The 18201-nt window shown below is 57.4% G+C and carries 14 protein-coding genes; 2 read left to right on the forward strand and 12 right to left on the reverse strand.

Features of this window, described 5'->3' with window-relative positions:
• Nucleotides 1–19: 19 nt before the first annotated feature.
• Genes apaH through lptD form a run of 6 tightly spaced genes read right to left on the reverse strand, consistent with a single transcriptional unit; the run spans nt 20 to nt 6833 of the window.
• On the reverse strand, nt 20–877 hold the full coding sequence (gene apaH / locus QSK07_RS06650) for a bis(5'-nucleosyl)-tetraphosphatase (symmetrical) ApaH (protein WP_275220544.1): 858 nt from the start codon (nt 875–877) through the stop codon (nt 20–22).
• A 53-nt stretch (nt 878–930) separates the two neighbouring features.
• Nucleotides 931–1308, reverse strand: a complete 378-nt coding sequence (apaG, locus tag QSK07_RS06655; RefSeq protein ID WP_098051521.1) for a Co2+/Mg2+ efflux facilitator ApaG/CorD — start codon at nt 1306–1308, stop codon at nt 931–933.
• 3 nt (nt 1309–1311) lie between these two features.
• Nucleotides 1312–2133 (reverse strand): 16S rRNA (adenine(1518)-N(6)/adenine(1519)-N(6))-dimethyltransferase RsmA, encoded by an 822-nt coding sequence (rsmA, locus tag QSK07_RS06660; RefSeq protein WP_033781836.1) that lies wholly within the window; start codon nt 2131–2133, stop codon nt 1312–1314.
• Nucleotides 2126–3118, reverse strand: a complete 993-nt coding sequence (gene pdxA, locus QSK07_RS06665) for a 4-hydroxythreonine-4-phosphate dehydrogenase PdxA (protein ID WP_285721169.1) — start codon at nt 3116–3118, stop codon at nt 2126–2128. The genes rsmA and pdxA overlap by 8 nt, the downstream gene beginning before the upstream one ends.
• Nucleotides 3108–4403 carry a peptidylprolyl isomerase SurA gene (gene surA, locus QSK07_RS06670; protein WP_098051520.1) on the reverse strand — a complete coding sequence of 432 codons (1296 nt, stop codon included), beginning with the start codon at nt 4401–4403 and terminating at the stop codon, nt 3108–3110. Before surA ends, pdxA begins: the two co-directional genes overlap by 11 nt.
• 54 nt (nt 4404–4457) lie before the next feature.
• Entirely contained in the window at nt 4458–6833 is a 2376-nt protein-coding gene (lptD, locus tag QSK07_RS06675; RefSeq protein WP_098051519.1) for an LPS assembly protein LptD, read from the reverse strand.
• A gap of 182 nt (nt 6834–7015) precedes the next feature.
• On the opposite strand from lptD, the gene djlA reads away from it, so the two are divergent.
• On the forward strand, nt 7016–7825 hold the full coding sequence (gene djlA / locus QSK07_RS06680) for a co-chaperone DjlA (RefSeq protein ID WP_013356743.1): 810 nt from the start codon (nt 7016–7018) through the stop codon (nt 7823–7825).
• A gap of 59 nt (nt 7826–7884) precedes the next feature.
• On the opposite strand, the gene rluA is transcribed toward djlA, so the two are convergent.
• The 3 genes from rluA to polB form a co-directional block, all read right to left on the reverse strand.
• Nucleotides 7885–8538 carry a bifunctional tRNA pseudouridine(32) synthase/23S rRNA pseudouridine(746) synthase RluA gene (gene rluA / locus QSK07_RS06685; RefSeq protein WP_098051518.1) on the reverse strand — a complete coding sequence of 218 codons (654 nt, stop codon included), beginning with the start codon at nt 8536–8538 and terminating at the stop codon, nt 7885–7887.
• A 39-nt stretch (nt 8539–8577) separates the two neighbouring features.
• Entirely contained in the window at nt 8578–11484 is a 2907-nt protein-coding gene (rapA, locus tag QSK07_RS06690) for an RNA polymerase-associated protein RapA (RefSeq protein ID WP_285721170.1), read from the reverse strand.
• Between the two features lie 153 nt (nt 11485–11637).
• Nucleotides 11638–13998, reverse strand: coding sequence for a DNA polymerase II (polB, locus tag QSK07_RS06695; protein WP_285721225.1), 2361 nt, complete (start codon nt 13996–13998; stop codon nt 11638–11640).
• 168 nt (nt 13999–14166) lie between these two features.
• Between polB and QSK07_RS06700 the strand changes: the two genes are divergently transcribed.
• Complete coding sequence (locus QSK07_RS06700; RefSeq protein WP_098051515.1) at nt 14167–14931, forward strand: DedA family protein; 765 nt, start codon at nt 14167–14169, stop codon at nt 14929–14931.
• A gap of 4 nt (nt 14932–14935) precedes the next feature.
• Here QSK07_RS06700 and thiQ read toward each other — a convergent pair whose 3' ends face one another.
• The 3 genes from thiQ to thiB are packed head-to-tail and all read right to left on the reverse strand — an operon-like array spanning nt 14936 to nt 18193.
• Entirely contained in the window at nt 14936–15637 is a 702-nt protein-coding gene (thiQ, locus tag QSK07_RS06705; RefSeq protein WP_285721171.1) for a thiamine ABC transporter ATP-binding protein ThiQ, read from the reverse strand.
• The gene (gene thiP / locus QSK07_RS06710; RefSeq protein WP_285721172.1) at nt 15624–17231 is read right to left on the reverse strand and encodes a thiamine/thiamine pyrophosphate ABC transporter permease ThiP; all 1608 of its coding nucleotides are present in this window, start codon (nt 17229–17231) and stop codon (nt 15624–15626) included. The genes thiQ and thiP overlap by 14 nt, the downstream gene beginning before the upstream one ends.
• The gene (thiB, locus tag QSK07_RS06715) at nt 17207–18193 is read right to left on the reverse strand and encodes a thiamine ABC transporter substrate binding subunit (RefSeq protein ID WP_285721173.1); all 987 of its coding nucleotides are present in this window, start codon (nt 18191–18193) and stop codon (nt 17207–17209) included. Before thiB ends, thiP begins: the two co-directional genes overlap by 25 nt.
• Between the last annotated feature and the right edge of the window lie 8 nt (nt 18194–18201).

The following is an 18201-nucleotide window of genomic DNA, read 5'->3' on the forward strand; positions in this document are numbered from 1 at the left end:
TGACGGGCCAGCATCAAAGTTACAACGTGGGCGGTGTCAGACTGTCGCTGGAGGCCAGCGCTTTTTCGCGATTGGAGTGCTGCACCACATAACGCTGATCTTCCCAGTGCAGCAGGGTCAGCGTTCCGCCCCAGCAGCAGCCGGTATCCAGACCGATAATGCCCTCTGGTGTTCCTTTGCCTTCCAGCGACGCCCAGTGACCAAACACGATGGTGTAGTCCTGTGCGACTGGCCCCTCAATGGTAAACCAGGGTTTCAGCGGTGGAAGGGCGGATTCGGGGGCATCTTTGCAGATCATGTCCAGCTGGCCGTTGGGAAAGCAGTAACGCATACGGGTAAGGGCATTGGTGCTAAAGCGCAGACGTGCCAGGCCGGTCAAATCTTCACTCCAGTTGTTCGGCATATCGCCATACATGGCATCCAGGAACAGCGGATAACTGTCGCTGGCGAGAACCGCCTCAACTTCACGCGCGCACTTTTTCGCGGTCTCGATATCCCACTGCGGCGTGATACCAGCGTGGCCCATCACCAGCTTTTTCTCGTCATCCACCTGTAACAGCGGCTGACGGCGCAGCCAGTTGATCAGCTCATCCGCATCGTCCGCTTCCAGCAGCGGTGTCAGGCGATCTTTCGGCTTGTTACGGCTGATGCCGGCGTAAACCGCCAGCAGATGTAAATCGTGATTGCCCAGCACCAGACGCACCGCGTCGCCCAGCGATTTCACGAAGCGCAGGACGTCAAGGGAGCCCGGACCACGTGCCACCAGGTCGCCGGTCAGCCACAGCGTATCCTGCTCAGGATTGAAATCGACCTGTTGCAGCAACGCACGTAATTCATCGTAGCAACCGTGAACATCGCCAATCAGGTATGTGCTCATAACGTTTTATCCATCAGGAAGGTGCCCGACTTAACGGGCGAAAAGCGTGTAAATCAATGAATGTGGGTCTGAATAGCGAGGCGGAACACCGGGATCTCGACGTGGAAGGTATCACCCTGTTCGTCGACCATCACATAATGCCCCTGCATGGTGCCCATCGGCGTTTCGATCACGGCACCGCTGGTGTACTGAAATTCGTTGCCAGGCGCAATAAATGGCTGTTCACCGACCACGCCTTCACCCTGAACTTCCGTTTCACGGCCATTACCGTTGGTAATCAGCCAGTAACGTCCCAGCAGTTGCACAGAGGAACGGCCCAGATTGCGAATCGTAATGGTATAGGCGAAGACGTAGCGATCATCATCCGGTAAGGATTGTGAGGCGACGTACTGGCTTTGCACATGGACGGAGACGCGGGCCGTTTCACTCATGACTTACTCCTGCGATTTTCCCTGATGATTCGCCAGCCAGTTTGCCAGCTGACAATATTGCGCGACGGAGACGTTCTCGGCACGCAGGGTCGGATCTATGGATAACTCTTCCAGTGCACCGGCAGCCACCATGTGGCTCAGGCTGTTGCGCAGCGTTTTACGACGCTGGCCGAATGCTTCCGTGGTAATACGGCTCAGAATACGCACATCGCTGACCGGATGAGGCGGCTCAGCAAACGGCACCAGCCGCACGACGGCCGAGTCCACTTTCGGTGGCGGCGTAAAGGAATGCGGAGGTACTTCCAGCACCGGTATGACCTGGCAGTAATATTGCGCCATTACTGTCAGACGGCCATAGGCTTTACTGCCCGGACCGGCAACCAGACGGTTGACCACTTCTTTCTGCAGCATGAAGTGCATATCTTTGATCGAACCAGTATAGCTGAAAAGGTGGAACATCAGCGGGGTCGAAATATTGTACGGCAGATTACCAAATACCCGCAGCGGCTGGCCTCTCTCCTGCGCCAGCGCGGCGAAGTCGAAGGTCATGGCATCCTGCTGGAAGATAGTCAGCTTCGGACCAAGGAACGGATGGGTTTCCAGACGCGCAGCGAGGTCGCGGTCCAGCTCTATCACCGTTAATTTATCGAGGCGTTCACCAACCGGCTCGGTTAAGGCGCCCAGGCCCGGTCCGATTTCCACCAGCGCTTCGTCGCGCTGTGGATGAATGGCGGAGACAATACTGTCGATAATGTACTGATCGTTCAGGAAGTTCTGCCCGAAACGTTTACGGGCGTAGTGCCCCTGATGGACGCGATTATTCATTACTGCTCTTGATCATAGTGATGGCGAGGTTAAGCGCCGTGATGAAGCTGCCCGGATCGGCCTGACCCAGACCGGCGAGTTCCAGCGCGGTGCCGTGGTCGACGGATGTCCGGATAAAGGGCAGACCCAGGGTGATATTTACCGCCCGGCCAAACCCCTGAAATTTGAGGACCGGCAGGCCCTGGTCGTGATACATCGCCAGCACCGCATCGGCATGTTGCAGATATTTAGGCTGGAACAGCGTATCCGCAGGCAGCGGACCGGTCAGTTTAATGCCCTGCTGACGCAGTTCATTGAGTGCCGGCGTGATGGTCTCGATCTCTTCACGTCCCATGTGGCCACTTTCACCCGCATGAGGGTTAAGACCACAGACGTAAATATGCGGCTCGGCAATCGCAAATTTCTGCTGCAGATCGCGATGCAAAATCGTGATCACTTCATGCAGACAGTCACGGGTGACCGCCGCAGGGACATCTTTCAGCGGCAGATGCGTCGTCGCCAGTGCGACGCGCAACGCTTCTGTCGCCAGCATCATGACTACGCGATGGCCACCTGCGCGATCGGCGAAAAACTCGGTATGGCCGGTAAAGGCGATACCAGCATCATTAATAACACCTTTGTGCACCGGGCCGGTTATCAGGGCAGCAAATTCACCGTTGAGGCAACCGTCACAGGCGCGTGCCAGCGTAGCCAGTACATAGTCGCTGTTGGCGGCGCAGAGTTCACCTGGCGTAACCGTCTCTGCCGTTTCGATAGGCAGGACAGTCAGTGTACCCGCCTGCTGCGGCTCTGCCGCTGCGTCAGGCTGGTAGGTCCGTAGCGTCAGCGACAGACCGAGTTGAGCCGCACGCTGCTGCAATAGGGCTGGCGAGGCGCACACCACCAGTTCAACTGGCCACGACTGCTGAGCCAGCTGAACGGTGAGATCGGGACCAATCCCGGCGGGTTCGCCGGGCGTGACCACCACACGAAGATTACTGCGCATTGCCATCCAGAATCTTCACGTAGGCGCTGGCGCGTTGTTCCTGCATCCAGGTCTGCGCTTCTTCCGCGAACTTGCGGTTAAACAGCATACGGTAAGCTCGTTCTTTCTGGGCTGCATCAGTTTTATCCACCTGACGGCTGTCCAGCAATTGAATCAGATGCCAGCCGAAAGAGGAGTGAACCGGCTGGCTGGTCTGGCCTTTCTGCAGACGCAACAGCGCGTCGCGGAACGCCGGATCAAAGACTTCCGGTGAGGTCCAGCCAAGATCGCCACCCTGATTCGCCGAACCCGGGTCATCAGAGTACTGTTTAGCCGCCGCGGCGAAAGTGGTTTTGCCACTGCGGATATCAGCAGCGATCTGTTCCAGCTGGGCGCGCGCCTGTTCGTCTGTCAGAATCGGCGATGGCTTCAGCAGAATATGACGTGAATGGACTTCAGTGACAGAGACATTTTTGCTTTCGCCACGCAGGTCGTTTACTTTCAGGATGTGGAAGCCGACACCGGAGCGAACAGGTCCGACGATATCGCCTTTTTTCGCGGTCGCCAGCGCCTGCGCAAACAGGGTTGGTAACTCTTCGATTTTACCCCAGCCCATGTTGCCGCCTTTTAGCGCCTGAGAGTCGGCAGAGTAGGTTACGGCCATCTTGCCGAAGTCCGCACCATTTTTCAGTTCGCCAACCAGCTGCTTCGCCAGCGTTTCCTGCTCATCAACCTGCTGCTGAGTCGGATTTTCCGGCAGCGGCAGCAGAATATGGCTGACGTTCAGTTCGGTCCCCTGACTGTTCTGAGAACCAATCTGGTTAGCCAGCGTATCGACTTCCTGCGGCAGAATGGTGACACGACGACGTACTTCGTTGTTGCGTACTTCAGCAATGGTCATCTCTTTGCGGATCTGAGAACGATAAACGCTGTAGTTCATGCCGTCATAAGCCAGACGGCTGCGCAGCTGATCAAGGCTCATGCGGTTCTGCGCAGCGATGTTCTGAATCGCCTGGTCCAGTTGCTCGTCGCTGATCTGGATCCCTGCTTTTTCACCCATCTGCAGAATGATGTTGTCCATGATCTGACGTTCCAGAATCTGATGGCGCAACGTTTTATCATCCGGCAACTGCTGACCTGCCTGCTGGGCCTGAGATTTAACCGTGCCCATCATGCCGTCCACGTCACTCTCAAGAACCACGCCGTTATTGACCACGGCTGCAACTTTATCAACGACTTGTGGTGCTGCGAACACGGTGTTGGCACTGATTGCCACACCAAGAATCAGCATTCTCCAGTTCTTCATACTTTATCCATTGTTGGTTCCGCACTGCGGGATTGCCTGTCAAACATCACTGCATCAGAAAGCGGGCTGGTAAGGGATAATGCCCTGACGCAGCATATCGTTAGTGCCTAAGCCATAGTTAGGACTCAGACCACGCAGCTCAATGTTGAATGAGATTTGGTTGTCATATTTACTGTCGTTATTTTCCCAACCGTTAATTTTGCGTTCGTAACCGACCCGGATCGCGTAACAGCATGAGCTGTACTGCAGCCCAACCAGCTGCGACGCCGGACGCGTGTTGCGGGTATCGTAGTAGTAAGCACCTACCACAGACCATGCATCCGCAATCGGCCAGCTGGCCGTGGTACCCACCTGTGAAATCCCGTTTTTGTAGATAGGATTTGTCACCAGGCTGCTATCGTTCAGCGCGGTCGCTACATATTCCGGGCTGCTGTAACGGTAGCTCAGCTGTACCATGCGGTCGGCATCACGACGGTATTCCAGTACGGTATTGCCCTGGGAGACGTTGTCGAGTTTGGTGTCATATTGCAGCCCACCTCTGACGCCCCAGCGATCGCTGATTTTCCAGTATGTATCACCAGCCCAAATCAGGCTGCCGGTATCATCTTCTTTACTGGTTTGATTCACACCAGTACGAGAAGGGGTAAACGAGTAGATTTGACCCACAGAAACGTTAAAACGTTCAACCAGATCGGTATCATAAATACGCGAGGTGACACCGGTAGCCACTTCATTGGCCGACGCGATGCGATCCAGCCCGCTATAAGTACGATCGCGGAACAGACCGGTATAGTCGGTTTGCAGCAATGTTGAGTCGTAGGGATAGATGTTGCTCTGATTGCGATACGGGATATACAGATACTGTACGCGCGGTTCCAGCGTCTGGGTATAGCCCACCGCGGAGTCCATATCGCGGTCAAATACCAGCCGGCCATCCACTTTAAACTGCGGCAGGGTGCGGTTTACAGATTCATCCAGTTCGCCGCTCTTATCACCCCGGAGACCATTAGCAGCGTTGTTATAGTAATCAACGTCAGTCTGCTGATAGTGGGTCGCCAGGAACTTCGCTTCGGTATCCAGACTGGCCCAGCCATTGGACAGTGGCAGGTTCAGCGTTGGCTCAACATGCAAGCGGGTCGCCTCGGGATAGCGGCTGTTGACGTTGGTGAACTTCACCGCCTGGGCATAAACACGGCCATCAAACGGGCCGATGTCATTCTGATACAGATTAACGTCCAGCTGCGGCATCGCGCGATAGACATTATTGCTGGTGGTATTGCCAAATACCTGGAAATCTTTGGTAGAGAGCGTAGCGTCCCAGTTGGTGTCGGCATAGCCAACACTGAATTTCTGCGTGGCGTAGTTATCGGTCGAGCTGTAGTACTTCGAGTCGAGATCGTTGAAGTAATATTTGTCGCTGACCTTGGTGTAGTCCGCGTTGAAACGCCAGTGCTGGTCATAAACACCCGCATGACGCCAGTAGAACAGCCAGCGATCGGAGCTGTCATTTTCGGCGATGCCGCGCAGCGCTTTATCGTTGTCGTACTGTTTATCGGAGCCGAGATAGTCGAACTCCATCAGACCGGCACCCAGCGTGGTCAGATAACGGAATTCGTTTTCAAACTTCATGCCGCGCTTACTGATGTAGTGCGGCGTGATGGTCGCATCGGCCTGTGGCGCGATGTTCCAGTAATAGGGCAGAATGAACTCAAAGCCGTTATTGCTGCCATATTTAGCATTCGGGATCAGGAAACCGGACCGGCGGCGATCGCCAATAGGTAGCTGCAGATAGGGGCTGTAGAACACCGGGACCGGACCGAGCTTAAAGCGGGCGTTCCAGATCTCCGCCACTTCCTCTTCACGATCCTGGATCACTTCTGAACCCACTACGCTCCAGCTGTTGGAGCCAGGCAGACAGGAGGTAAAGGTACCGTTTTCCAGAATGGTATAGCGGTTATCGCCGCGCAGCTTCATCTGATCGGCGTTACCACGTCCCTGACGATCCACCATCTGATACTGACCATTCCAGACGTTGGTATCTTTGCTGTTGAGGTTTGACCAGGCTTTCGGACCTTTCAGGATGACCTGGTTGTCATCGTAGTGCACATTACCCAGGGCATCGACGGTACGCACGGGCGCGGTCTGGCCTTCCTGCTGACGCTGATGAAGCTGAACTTCATCCGCCTGCATACGGCTGTTGCCCTGCTCAATGTTAACATTGCCGGTGAAGACCGCATCATCGGGATAGTTCCCTTTCGCGGCATCGGAGTGAATGGTGACAGGCAGCTGGTTCGTATCACCGTTCACCAGCGGGCGGTTGTAACTCGGCACGCCTAACATACACTGCGACATCAAATCGTCGGCAAAGGCTTGCTGGCTAATGGCTGCGCCGATCAGTGTGGCCAGCAGGGTAGGTATATGTTTTTTCATACGCGGTATCGAGAATTCCATGAAAACTGGCATCATGCCGACAATCGGGTCAGAGACTAACTTACTGCCCGGCGTTGCGCCAGTGTTAATCCTGGTCTGTCAGCGTTGCCGTTAGGCGCTGAGATAAATGACAGGTATGATAATGCAATTTTCAGCCGCAAGCATGGCGAATTGAGGAGTTTATGCGCTACTGGGGAAAAGTTATGGGTCTGGCGGTGGGATTACTTTCCGGCGCAGGCTTTTGGGGTATTGTGATCGGTTTGATCATTGGCCATATGATTGACAAAGTACGCGGCGCACAAGGCAAGGCTTACTTCTCAAATAATCAGACCCGACAGACGCTGTTTTTCAGCACGACCTTTCAGGTGATGGGCCATTTGACCAAGTCAAAAGGGCGCGTCACGGAAGCGGATATTCAGATTGCTTCGTTGTTAATGGAACGGATGCAGCTGCACGGTGACTCCCGCAGTGCAGCCCAGCGCGCATTCCGCGAAGGCAAGCAGGCGGATTATCCGTTACGCAGCAAATTGCGTGAACTGCGCAGCGCCTGTTTTGGCCGGTTCGATCTGATTCGGATGTTCCTGGAGATCCAGATTCAGGCCGCCTTTGCCGACGGTTCACTGCATCCCAATGAACGTCAGGTGCTCTATGTGATTGCTGAAGAGCTGGGCATTTCACGGGTTCAGTTCGACCAGTTCCTGCGCATGATGGAAGGTGGCCAGCAGTTTGGTGGTGGTCAGCGCAGTTCTGGCGGTTTCCAGCAGGCGCAACGCGGCCCAACGCTGGAAGATGCCTGCAGCGTACTGGGAGTGAAAAGCAGTGATGACGCCACCACCATTAAACGCGCCTATCGCAAACTCATGAGCGAGCATCATCCTGACAAGCTGGTGGCGAAAGGATTACCGCCTGAGATGATGGAGATGGCGAAACAGAAAGCGCAGGAAATTCAGGCGGCGTACGATCTGATTCGCAAAGAGAAAGGCTTTAAATAATCACTGTGTCCCCTTGCCTCTTCTGCAACAGAGGAGGCAAGGGTGACAGGTCGAACATCTCAAAAATCGGCGGGCTGACGAAACGTCATGGCATTGCCAAATGCCGGATGGGTAATGGTCAGTGACTCCGCATGCAGCAGCAAACGGGCTGCCATCGCTTTGGCCTCCGGGTGCGCATAGAAGTTATCTCCCAGAATCGGATGGCCCAGCGCCAGCATATGCACCCGCAGCTGGTGTGAACGTCCGGTGATCGGCTTCAGCGACACGCGCGCACTGTTATCCGCACGATATTCCAGCACCTGATACTCCGTCTGCGCGGCTTTGCCGGTCTCGAAGCAGACCATCTGCTTTGGACGATTTGGCCAGTCGCAAATCAGCGGCAGATCAACCAGTCCCTCTTCCTTCTCCGGATGCCCCCAGATGCAGGCCACGTAGGTTTTGGAAGGCTCCCGTTCGCGGAACTGGCGTTTCAGCTCGCGTTCCGCCGCTTTAGTCAGCGCCACCACCATTACGCCGCTGGTCGCCATATCGAGTCGGTGGACCGACTCGGCCTGCGGGAAATCACGCTGAATCCGCGTCATCACGCTATCTTTGTGCTCATCCAGACGACCGGGTACCGAGAGCAGACCGCTGGGTTTGTTCACTACCATGATATGCGTATCCTGATAAAGGATATGCAGCCAGGGTTCACGCGGTGGATTGTAAGGTTCCATGGGGCTTTCCAAAAATAAGGGGCCATGCGGCCCCTGAGCTTACTGGTGTGTCACCACAATCAGGCGCAGCGCATCGAGACGCCAGTTGGCCTGCTCGAGACTCTCCAGCACCTGTTCGCGGTTGCTTTCCAGCGCCTCAACTTCATCGTCGCGGATGTTCGGGTTGACAGCTTTCAGCGCGTTAAGACGCGAAAGCTCGGCACCCAGCTTCTCGTTCGCTTCCGCACGTGCCGCAACAATCACCGCGCGCGCTTCGCTGACCACACTCTCTTCAGCCTGCGTCAGAATCGCATGCACATCCTGCTGTACCGCATTCACCAGTTTACTGGCGGTGTGACGGTTAACCGCATTCAGCTGACGGTTAAAGCTTTCGAACTCCACTTTGCCCGCCAGGTTAGTGCCTTTGGTATCCATCAGCAGACGGATTGGCGTCGGTGGCAGGAAGCGGGTCAGTTGCAGATGCTTCGGTGCCTGCGCTTCAACCACATAGATCAGCTCGACCAGCAGCGTCCCCACCGGCAGCGCCTTGTTTTTCAGCAGTGACAGTGCGCTGCTGCCGGTATCGCCTGACAGGATCAGATCCAGTCCGTTACGGATCAGCGGGTGTTCCCAGGTGATGAACTGAGTATCCTCGCGTGACAGTGCCTGATCGCGGTTAAAGGTGATGGTACAGCCATCTTCCGGCAGGCCGGGGAAATCGGGCACCAGCATGTGGTCGGAAGGGGTCAGCACAATCAGGTTATCGCTGCGATCTTCCTGATTGATGCCGACGATATCAAACAGGTTGAGCGCGAAGTTTACCAGGCCGGTGTCGTTATCCTGCTCGCTGATAGCATTCGCCAGCAGCTGCGCCGATTCACCGCCGTTGGAGTTCAGCTCCAGCAGGCGATCGCGACCCTGTTCCATCTGCGATTTCAGCGCGTCGTGCTGTTTACGGCAGTCAGTAATAAAAGCATCAAAGCCTTCATTGTTCTCCGGCGCGGCCAGATAGCCGATCAGCTGCGAATGGACGCTGTCATAGAGGGCACGGCCGGTCGGGCAGGTGTGCTCAAACGCGTCCAGCCCTTCGTGATACCAGCGCAGCAGCACCGCCTGTGCGGTCTGCTCCAGCCACGGCACCAGAATCTGAATATCGTGCGCCTGACCGATACGATCCAGACGACCGATACGCTGCTCCAGCAGGTCCGGGTTAAACGGCAGGTCGAACATCACCAGACGGCTGGCAAACTGGAAGTTACGGCCTTCAGAACCGATCTCTGAGCACAGCAGCACCTGCGCGCCGTTCTCTTCGGAGGCGAACCAGGCGGCTGCGCGGTCACGTTCAATGATCGACAGACCTTCGTGGAACACCGCCGCGCGGATGCCTTCACGCTCGCGCAGCACCTGCTCCAGCTGCAGGGCAGTGGCGGCTTTGGCGCAGATGACCAGCACTTTCTCTTTACGGTTGCTGGTGAGATAGCCCATCAGCCATTCGACGCGCGGGTCGAAGTTCCACCAGGTACCGCTGTCGCCTTCAAATTCCTGATAAATCTGCTCAGGGTAGAGCAGGTCACGCGCCCGCTCTTCGACGCTTTTACGCGTACCCATTATGCCGGAGACTTTAATCGCCGTCTGATACTGTGCAGGCAGCGGCAGGCGGATCTGATGCAGCTCACGTTTCGGAAAGCCTTTGACGCCATTACGGGTGTTACGGAACAGTACGCGGCTGGTGCCGTGGCGATCCATCAGCATGGCGATCAGCTCCTGACGCGCCTCCAGCTTGCCATCACGGTCGCTGTTCGCGACCTGCAGCAGCGGCTCAATGTCCTGCTCGCCGACCAGATCGTTGATCCGGTTCAGCTCCTCCTGGGAGATCGCGTTGTCCGCCAGCAGCGCTGTGACGGCATCGGCAATCGGGCGGAAATGCTGCTGCTCTTCTACAAAGGCGGCAAAGTCATGGAAACGGTCCGGGTCGAGCAGGCGAAGACGGGCGAAGTGGCTCTCCATACCCAGCTGTTCTGGTGTTGCGGTCAGCAGCAGAACGCCGGCGGTTTTCTCGGCCAGCTTTTCGATAACCTGATATTCGCGGCTTGGCTCGCTTTCTGACCAGGCCAGATGGTGCGCTTCATCTACCACCAGCAAATCCCATTCCGCATCGGCCAGCATCTCAAGGCGCTGTTTGTTACGGCGCACAAAGTCCAGCGAGCAGATAATCAGCTGCTCCGTTTCAAACGGGTTATCGCTGTCATGCTGCGCTTCGGTATAGCGATCGTCATCAAACAGCGCAAAGCGCAGGTTGAAGCGGCGCAGCATTTCGACCAGCCACTGATGCTGTAAGGTTTCAGGCACTACGATCAGGACGCGCTCAGCACGACCCGCCAGCAGCTGCTGCTGGATGATCATCCCGGCTTCAATGGTTTTCCCCAGGCCAACTTCATCGGCCAGCAGCACGCGCGGCGCATGGCGACGGCCGACATCGTGGGCGATATGCAGCTGGTGAGGGATCAGGTTGGTGCGCATACCGCGTAAGCCGCTGATCGGCAGGCGGTACTGCTCGCTCTGGTATCTACGGGCGCGGAAGCGGAGGGCGAAACGATCCATCCGGTCGAGCTGGCCGGCAAACAGGCGATCCTGCGGCTTACTGAATACCAGCTTGCTGTCGAGCATCACTTCGCGCAGCATCACGTCGCTTTCTTCGGTATCCAGCCGGGTACCGATATAGGTCATCAGGTCATTTTCGTTGCGTACTTCATCGACGCGCATCTGCCAGCCTTCGTGGCTGGTGATGGTATCACCCGGATTAAAGATGACGCGGGTAACCGGCGAATCGTTGCGGGCGTAGAGGCGGTTTTCCCCCGTGGCCGGAAACAGCAGGGTGATCATGCGGGTATCGATCGCCACCACGGTGCCCAGTCCCAGTTCACTTTCCGTATCACTAATCCAGCGCTGACCTAATGTAAAAACCATATATTTTATGCTCAAATTTTAACGTTTTCAGAGGTGTTCCCAAAGCTCAGGCAATAGCGTTACCGCCAGACAAATGAGGTCTGGAGCGGAAGTAAGAGCGGTGAGTTTCAGGAGGGGCGCTATGGTACTGGATGGCAGGGCGTTCGTCACCTGTCAAAAAAGCCCCAGCTGCCCTGTAATCAGTGTAGCAAAGTCCCCTTTAACAAAGGGCAGAATCCCCTCCGCGACCGGCTGGAGTTGCTTCGTTACATAGTGGTCATAATCCAGTGGCGTGCTGCGCGCTTCCAGTGGTTCCGGGCCTGCCGTCGCCATAACATAACGAATACGGCCTCCCTTCTGGTACTGCAATGGCCGGTTTAATTTACGATTCTGCTCATCGGCCAGCCTGGCGGCACGCACATGCGGGGGCACGTTTCGTTCATATTCATTCAGCGGCCGCCGCAGACGCTTTTTATAGATCAGCTGATCGTCGAGTTCACCCGCCAGCAGCTGCGCTACGGTGGTGCGAATGTAGTCCTGCCACGGCTCACGATGAAAAATGCGATGGTAGAGCTGCTGCTGAAACTGTTTGGCCAGCGGCGTCCAGTCGGTTCGCACCGATTCCAGCCCCCTGAAGACCATGCGCTCACCGGCAGCGTCACGAATTAGTCCGGCGTAGCGTTTCTTGCTGCCCTGTTCCGCGCCGCGAATGGTCGGCATCAGGAAGCGGCAGTAGTGGCTTTCATACTCCAGCTCTAGCGCGCTGGTCAGCCCGTGGGTCTGTTGTAAGTGGTCACGCCACCAGGCATTTACTTTCTGCACCAGTTGCTGACCGATCGCGGCAGCATCTTCTTCACTGTGCGCCGACCTGAGCCAGACAAAGGTGGAGTCGGTATCGCCATAGATAACGTCGTAGCCTTCCGCTTCAATCAGCGTGCGGGTCTGCTGCATGATGGTGTGACCGCGCAGGGTAATCGAGGAGGCGAGACGCGGATCAAAGAAGCGGCAGGCGCTGGTGCCCAGCACGCCGTAAAAGGCATTCATGATGATCTTCAGCGCCTGGGACAGCGGCTGATTATTCTGCTTTTTAGCCGCTTCACGACCCAGCCAGATCTGCTCAACAATCGCGGGCAGGCAGTGGGTATGCCGTGAGAAGCGCGCTTCGCGGAAACCCTCAACTGAATCGGCATCATCCGGATGGGCCAGTCCCTCTACCAGACCCACCGGGTCGATCAGGAAGGTGCGGATAATCGACGGATAGAGACTTTTGTAATCCAGCACCAGCACCGAGTCATACAGGCCGGGGCGCGAATCCATTACATAGCCGCCCGGGCTGGCTTCCGGGGCGACATCACCCCTGTTCGGGGCGACAAAACCGGCGCGATGCATCCGCGGAATATAAAGATGGCCAAAGGCCGCCACCGAACCGCCGTGGCGATCGACGGCCAGGCCATTCACCGCCGCGCGCTCCAGCAGAAACGGCATAATCGCCGTTTTGTGAAAAATGCGCGTCACCAGCTCGCAGTCTTTCAGGTTGTAGCGTGCCAGCGCTGGTTTATCGTTGGCAAAGCGCCAGTTGATCTCCTCCATGCGCTGCCATGGATTGTCGATCGCTTTCCCTTCACCCAGCAGCTGTTGCGACACCGACTCCAGGCTGAACGACGGGAAATCCCAGAACGCCGATTTCAGTGCGTCGATGCCGTCAATAATTAACCGGCCGCTGGCCTGCGCAAAAAAAACGCCGGGCTTGAAGCCATGTTCGCGCCACTCCAGCGTGGTCTGCTGACGGCCTAGACGCAGCGGGATACTGTAGCGATCGGCATGCTTCTGCAGCACCCGCAGGTCAAACTGCACCACGTTCCAGCCAATCAGCACGTCCGGGTCATGCTCTGCAAACCACTGATTCAGCGCTTCAAGCAGCAGCGGGCGGCTGTCGAGATAGATCAGCTCGAAGTCCAGCGTGCTGGCATCACCGTTTGGCGGGCCGAGCATAAAGACCTGGCGCTGACCGCAACCCTCCAGCCCGATGCAGTAAAGCTCACCATGCTGCGTGGTTTCAATATCCAGTGAGACCCATTTCAGCGGCGGGCGATAGTCGGGGTGGGGTTTGAGCCGCGCATTGACCACGCTGTCGCCGCGCTGCTCGCCGTCAAACCAGACCGGGGCGGTGATGAAACGCTCCATCAGGTAGCGCTCCGGCGGGCGGATATCCGCCTCGTAGACCGGAATGCCCTGTTCGCGCAACCGTTTTTCGATGTGCTGTAGCTGACGGTTCTGCGGACAGTAGAGGCCAAAAACCGGGCGGCGGCGGAAATCTTTCAGCGCCAGCGACTGAATCCGAAACTGATGTTCATCTTTGAGTAATTCGCTGACCTGCGCCTGAAACTCCTCGGGAATAAACGCAACGGACTCCTGTACCGGCAGTACCACGCGCTGCGCGCCAGCATCCGTGGCGAGCCAGAGGATAATTTCGGTGCCTTGCGGGCTGTCGCGCCAGTGGCGGGTGAGCAGAAAACCTGCGCGGGCCATATTCAGATGTTCTCCGGACTCAGCAATTCAGGGATGAGAAAACGACTTTAGTATATCATGGATATTTATACAGTTCCCGCCGCCGCTTTTGTCAACATTGTCCTACAATTCTTGCCTTGACGCTGTGTGGCTGGCTCTGGACAATCCAGCCTTCTGCTTTGACTAAGGACGACTATGGAAGCCTGGATTCAACAACTGATTACGCAGTCCCTGGAATGGGCGCTGTTTGCCGTTGCGCTGGTGACGTTTCTGGAGTCGCTGGCGCTGGTCGGGCTGTTGCTGCCAGGTACGGTGATGATGGCAAGTCTGGGCGCGCTGGTCGGCAGTGGCGAGCTTGGCCTTTATCCTGCCTGGGCGGCGGGCTTTGCCGGCTGTCTGATTGGTGACTGGGTCTCCTACGGCATTGGCTGGAAATTTCAGGGGCCGCTGCATCGCTGGAAGTATCTGCAAAAATATAAAGGCCTGCTGGATAAAACCGAGCACGCCCTGCATCAGCACAGCATGTTTACGATTCTGGTCGGGCGCTTTGTGGGGCCGACACGTCCGCTGATTCCGCTGGCGGCAGGTATGCTGGAGTTGCCGGTGCGTAAATTCCTGCCGCCGAACATTATTGGCTGCATTCTCTGGCCGCCGCTCTATCTGCTGCCCGGTATTCTGGCGGGGGTGGCGATCGATGTGCCCAAAGCCGCGCAGGGCAGCAGCTTTAAATGGCTGTTACTCGGCGCAGCACTGCTGATCTGGCTGGGCGGCTGGTTATGCTGGCGCTGGTGGCGCAGCGGCAAGAGCCGCGACTGGGCCACTGCCTGGCTGCCGCCTGAACGTTTACGCTGGGCAGGTCCGCTGGGACTGGTAATCGCCGTCGCAGCGTTTGTTAGCATTCAGTTCCATCCGATGATGCCGGTTTTCCGTCATCTGCTGTGGCAGGTTTTCTTCGCGTAAAAGCTTAGCGACGCGGGATGCCTAGCACCTCAGCCTCCCGCGTCTCGCCCGACAGCAACTGTCGGGTTTCGCCATCCCAGTAGACCCGTCCATCCACAATCACCACACTGCGCGGTGCAATCTGCTGTGCATCTTCCAGACTGTGCGACACCATCAGCAGCGTGATGCTGCGCGCTTCGCACACTGAACCCACTCGTTGCAGCATCTCGCCACGCAGCGCCGGATCCAGCGCAGAAAAAGGCTCATCCAGCAGCAGCACCGGTCGGTCACGCAGCAGACAGCGTGCCAGCGCCACGCGCTGACGCTGTCCGCCTGACAGTTCGCCCGGCAAACGGTTGAGCAGATCGCCTAATCCCACCTGGTCGGCCAGCGCGGCCAACTGCTGACACTGCTCAGCGCTGAGTTTTAATCCCGGATGCAGCCCCAGCGCCATGTTCTGCTGTACGCTGAGGTGTGGAAACAGGTTGTTCTCCTGAAACAGCATGGAAACCGGTCGTCTGGCCGGGACGCTGTGGGTGTGCTCCTGACCGTCAATCATCAGAGTGCCCTGGTTCACCGGCAGGAAACCGGCGATCAGGCTCAGCAGCGTACTTTTACCCGCCCCGCTGGGTCCGAGGATCGCGATGCGCTCCCCACGCGTGGCACTGAGGCTGAAGCGCATCGGCAGATGCTGATAAAGGTAAGTGAGGTTATCAAGTGTCAGCATGGCGGCCTGGTAATTTTTCCATTAGTGTGAACAGCAATAAGCAGAGCAGCAGCAACAGCAGGGCGGTGACCGCGCCATCTGCGCCGCGATAGGCGCCAATCTGCTGATAAAGGTAGAACGGCAGTGTGCGGAAGTCGGTATTGCCAAACAGCGCCACCACGCCGAAATCGCCAATAGACAGCACGCTGGCAAAGGCCAGCGCCTGGGCCAGTGGGCGTTTCAGCGCCCGCAGCTCGATCAGCCGCAGCCGGTTCCAGCCGTGGATATCCAGTGAATCGCAAAGTCTGCCGTAGCGCTCTGCGACATCCCGCATCGGGTTTTCCAGCACTTTCAGCGCATAGGGAATGGCGATTAGCGCATTGGTAAAGATCACCAGCCCGTCGGCCGACTCGGGCAGGCCGATGGTGGCGTTGAACAGCAGGAAAAAGCCGGTGGCGAGCACGATGCCTGGCATTGCCAGAATCAGCATGCCACTGCTGTCGATCAACTGTGCCGCCGCCGGACGCTGACGCAGACGCAGTTCCCGACTGCTCCACAACAGCATCATGGTCAGCACCACTGAGAGTAAACCGGCACCCATGGCGATGCGGAATGAGGTAAAGGTGGCCTGCCACAGTGCAGGTTGCGCCAGCGCGCCACGCAGTCCGCCGTGCAGACCATCAACGATGACCGCCGCCAGCGGGGGCAGCAGCAGGATCAGCGCCAGCCCGATCAGCAGCGTATCGACCAGCTGTGCGCCGCGCGAATCCTGCGGGTCACGCCAGCCGTTCAGCTGGCTGGTTCCGGCGGGAATCGCCTTGCTGAAGCGCTGGCTGAGCAGCACCAGCGTCAGACAGCAGCCGAGCTGGATCAGTGCCAGCAGCGCAGCACGCCCGGGATCGTAGTCATAACTCAGCGCCTGAAAAATCGCCAGCTCAATGGTGGTGGCCTGAGGACCGCCGCCCAGTGACAGCACGGTGGCAAAGCTGGCGAAACACAGCATGAAAATCAGCGCGCCGGTTGGCAAGAGCTGACGCCGCAGCCACGGCCACTCCAGCAGACGAAAATGGTGCCAGCCGCGCAGGTCGAGCTGAGCCGCCAGCTGACGCTGTTCCGCCGGGATGCTCTCCAGCGCCTGCAGCATCAGGCGGGTCGCCAGCGGCAGGTTAAAGAAGACGTGTGCCAGCAGAATGCCCGGCAGACCATAGGGGGAGAAGTGATAATCCAACCCTGCCAGCTGGCACAGCTGCGCCAGCCAGCCATGGCTACCGTAGACGGTCAGCAGGCCAAACACCGCGACCAGCACCGGCAGCACCAGCGTCATGGCGCACAGGCGCAGCAGCAGGTGGCGGCCAGGGAAACGACGTCGATAGAGCGCCCGCGCCAGCGGCACCGCAGGCAGCAGCGACAGCAGGGCGGAGAGCAGCGCCTGACCGAAAGAGAACGCGATAACGTGATGCAGGTAATCATCCTGCAGCACGCTGCGCCAGTCCGTGTCCGGCGCGGCGTTCCACAGTGCACAGAAGGCCAGCATTGCCACGCAGGTTAACAGCAGCGTGGCGATGGAACCGGGAATCAGCCAGCGCGGCATCAGCGACTGACGGCGCGTTGCCACTGGCTAATCCAGACTGAACGCTGGCTGGCAACTTCCTCTGGCGAGAGCTGCAGAGCAGTTGAAGGCACGCTGAGCGCCGTGAAACCGGCAGGCAGTGGCGTGTCGATCACCGGGTACATCCAGTTGCCGGTGGGGATAGTGCGCTGGAAGTCAGGCGAGACCATAAATTTCATGAACTGCTGTGCCAGTGCCGGCTGTTTGCTGCTGGCCAACTGCGCGGCAACTTCAACCTGCAGATAGTGTCCTTCGGCAAAGGACGCGGCAGCATAGTTCTCTTTCTTCTCTTCGATGATGTGATAAGCCGGTGAGGTGGTGTAGCTCAGCACCAGATCGCCTTCGCCCTTCAGGAACAGGCCGTAGGCTTCACTCCAGCCTTTGGTCACCGTCACGGTTTTCTGCGCCAGCTTTTGCCATGCCTGCGGAGCCTGATCGCCATAGACCTTCTGCATCCACAGCAGCAGACCTAAGCCGGGCGTGCTGGTGCGGGGATCTTCGTAGATCACCCGCCACTTCTCCGGACTGTCGACCAGCTCTTTCAGGCTTTTGGGTGGATTTTTCAGCCGCGTTTTGTCATAGACAAAGGCGAAGTAGCCATAATCGAACGGCACGAAGGTGGTGTTGTGCCAGCCATCGGGCAGTTTTAATCTTGAGGTGTCGACCTGACTTTGGGCAAACAGACCGGTTTTCTGCGCCGCCTGCACCAGATTGTTATCCAGCCCCAGCACCACATCCGCTTTACTGTTTTTGCCTTCCATGCGCACGCGGTTCAGCAGCGAGACGCCATCTTCCAGCGTGACGAATTTCAGCTCACAATTACACTGGGCTTCAAAGGCTTTTTTAACCGCCGGGCCAGGGCCCCAGTCGGCGGAGAAGGCGTCGTAGGTGTAGACCGTGAGAACCGGCTTAGCCGCCAGAACGGGGGCGGAGAGTAACAGCAGCACCGGCAGAACTTTGTTTAACACTTTGCGCT

Origin of the sequence: Pantoea sp. QMID4, assembly GCF_030270445.1 — a bacterium.
Taxonomy (GTDB): Bacteria; Pseudomonadota; Gammaproteobacteria; order Enterobacterales; family Enterobacteriaceae; genus Pantoea; species Pantoea vagans.

Excerpts from the sequence above, each read along its gene's own strand:
- rapA (WP_285721170.1), bottom strand. The coding sequence starts at position 11,484 with ATGGTTTTTACATTAGGTCAGCGCTGGATTAGTGATACGGAAAGTGAA.
- QSK07_RS06700 (WP_098051515.1), top strand. The coding sequence starts at position 14,167 with ATGGAAGCCTGGATTCAACAACTGATTACGCAGTCCCTGGAATGGGCG.
- rluA (WP_098051518.1), bottom strand. The coding sequence starts at position 8,538 with ATGGAACCTTACAATCCACCGCGTGAACCCTGGCTGCATATCCTTTAT.
- surA (WP_098051520.1), bottom strand. The coding sequence starts at position 4,403 with ATGAAGAACTGGAGAATGCTGATTCTTGGTGTGGCAATCAGTGCCAAC.
- lptD (WP_098051519.1), bottom strand. The coding sequence starts at position 6,833 with ATGAAAAAACATATACCTACCCTGCTGGCCACACTGATCGGCGCAGCC.
- rsmA (WP_033781836.1), bottom strand. The coding sequence starts at position 2,133 with ATGAATAATCGCGTCCATCAGGGGCACTACGCCCGTAAACGTTTCGGG.
- thiQ (WP_285721171.1), bottom strand. The coding sequence starts at position 15,637 with ATGCTGACACTTGATAACCTCACTTACCTTTATCAGCATCTGCCGATG.
- apaH (WP_275220544.1), bottom strand. The coding sequence starts at position 877 with ATGAGCACATACCTGATTGGCGATGTTCACGGTTGCTACGATGAATTA.
- djlA (WP_013356743.1), top strand. The coding sequence starts at position 7,016 with ATGCGCTACTGGGGAAAAGTTATGGGTCTGGCGGTGGGATTACTTTCC.
- pdxA (WP_285721169.1), bottom strand. The coding sequence starts at position 3,118 with ATGCGCAGTAATCTTCGTGTGGTGGTCACGCCCGGCGAACCCGCCGGG.
- apaG (WP_098051521.1), bottom strand. The coding sequence starts at position 1,308 with ATGAGTGAAACGGCCCGCGTCTCCGTCCATGTGCAAAGCCAGTACGTC.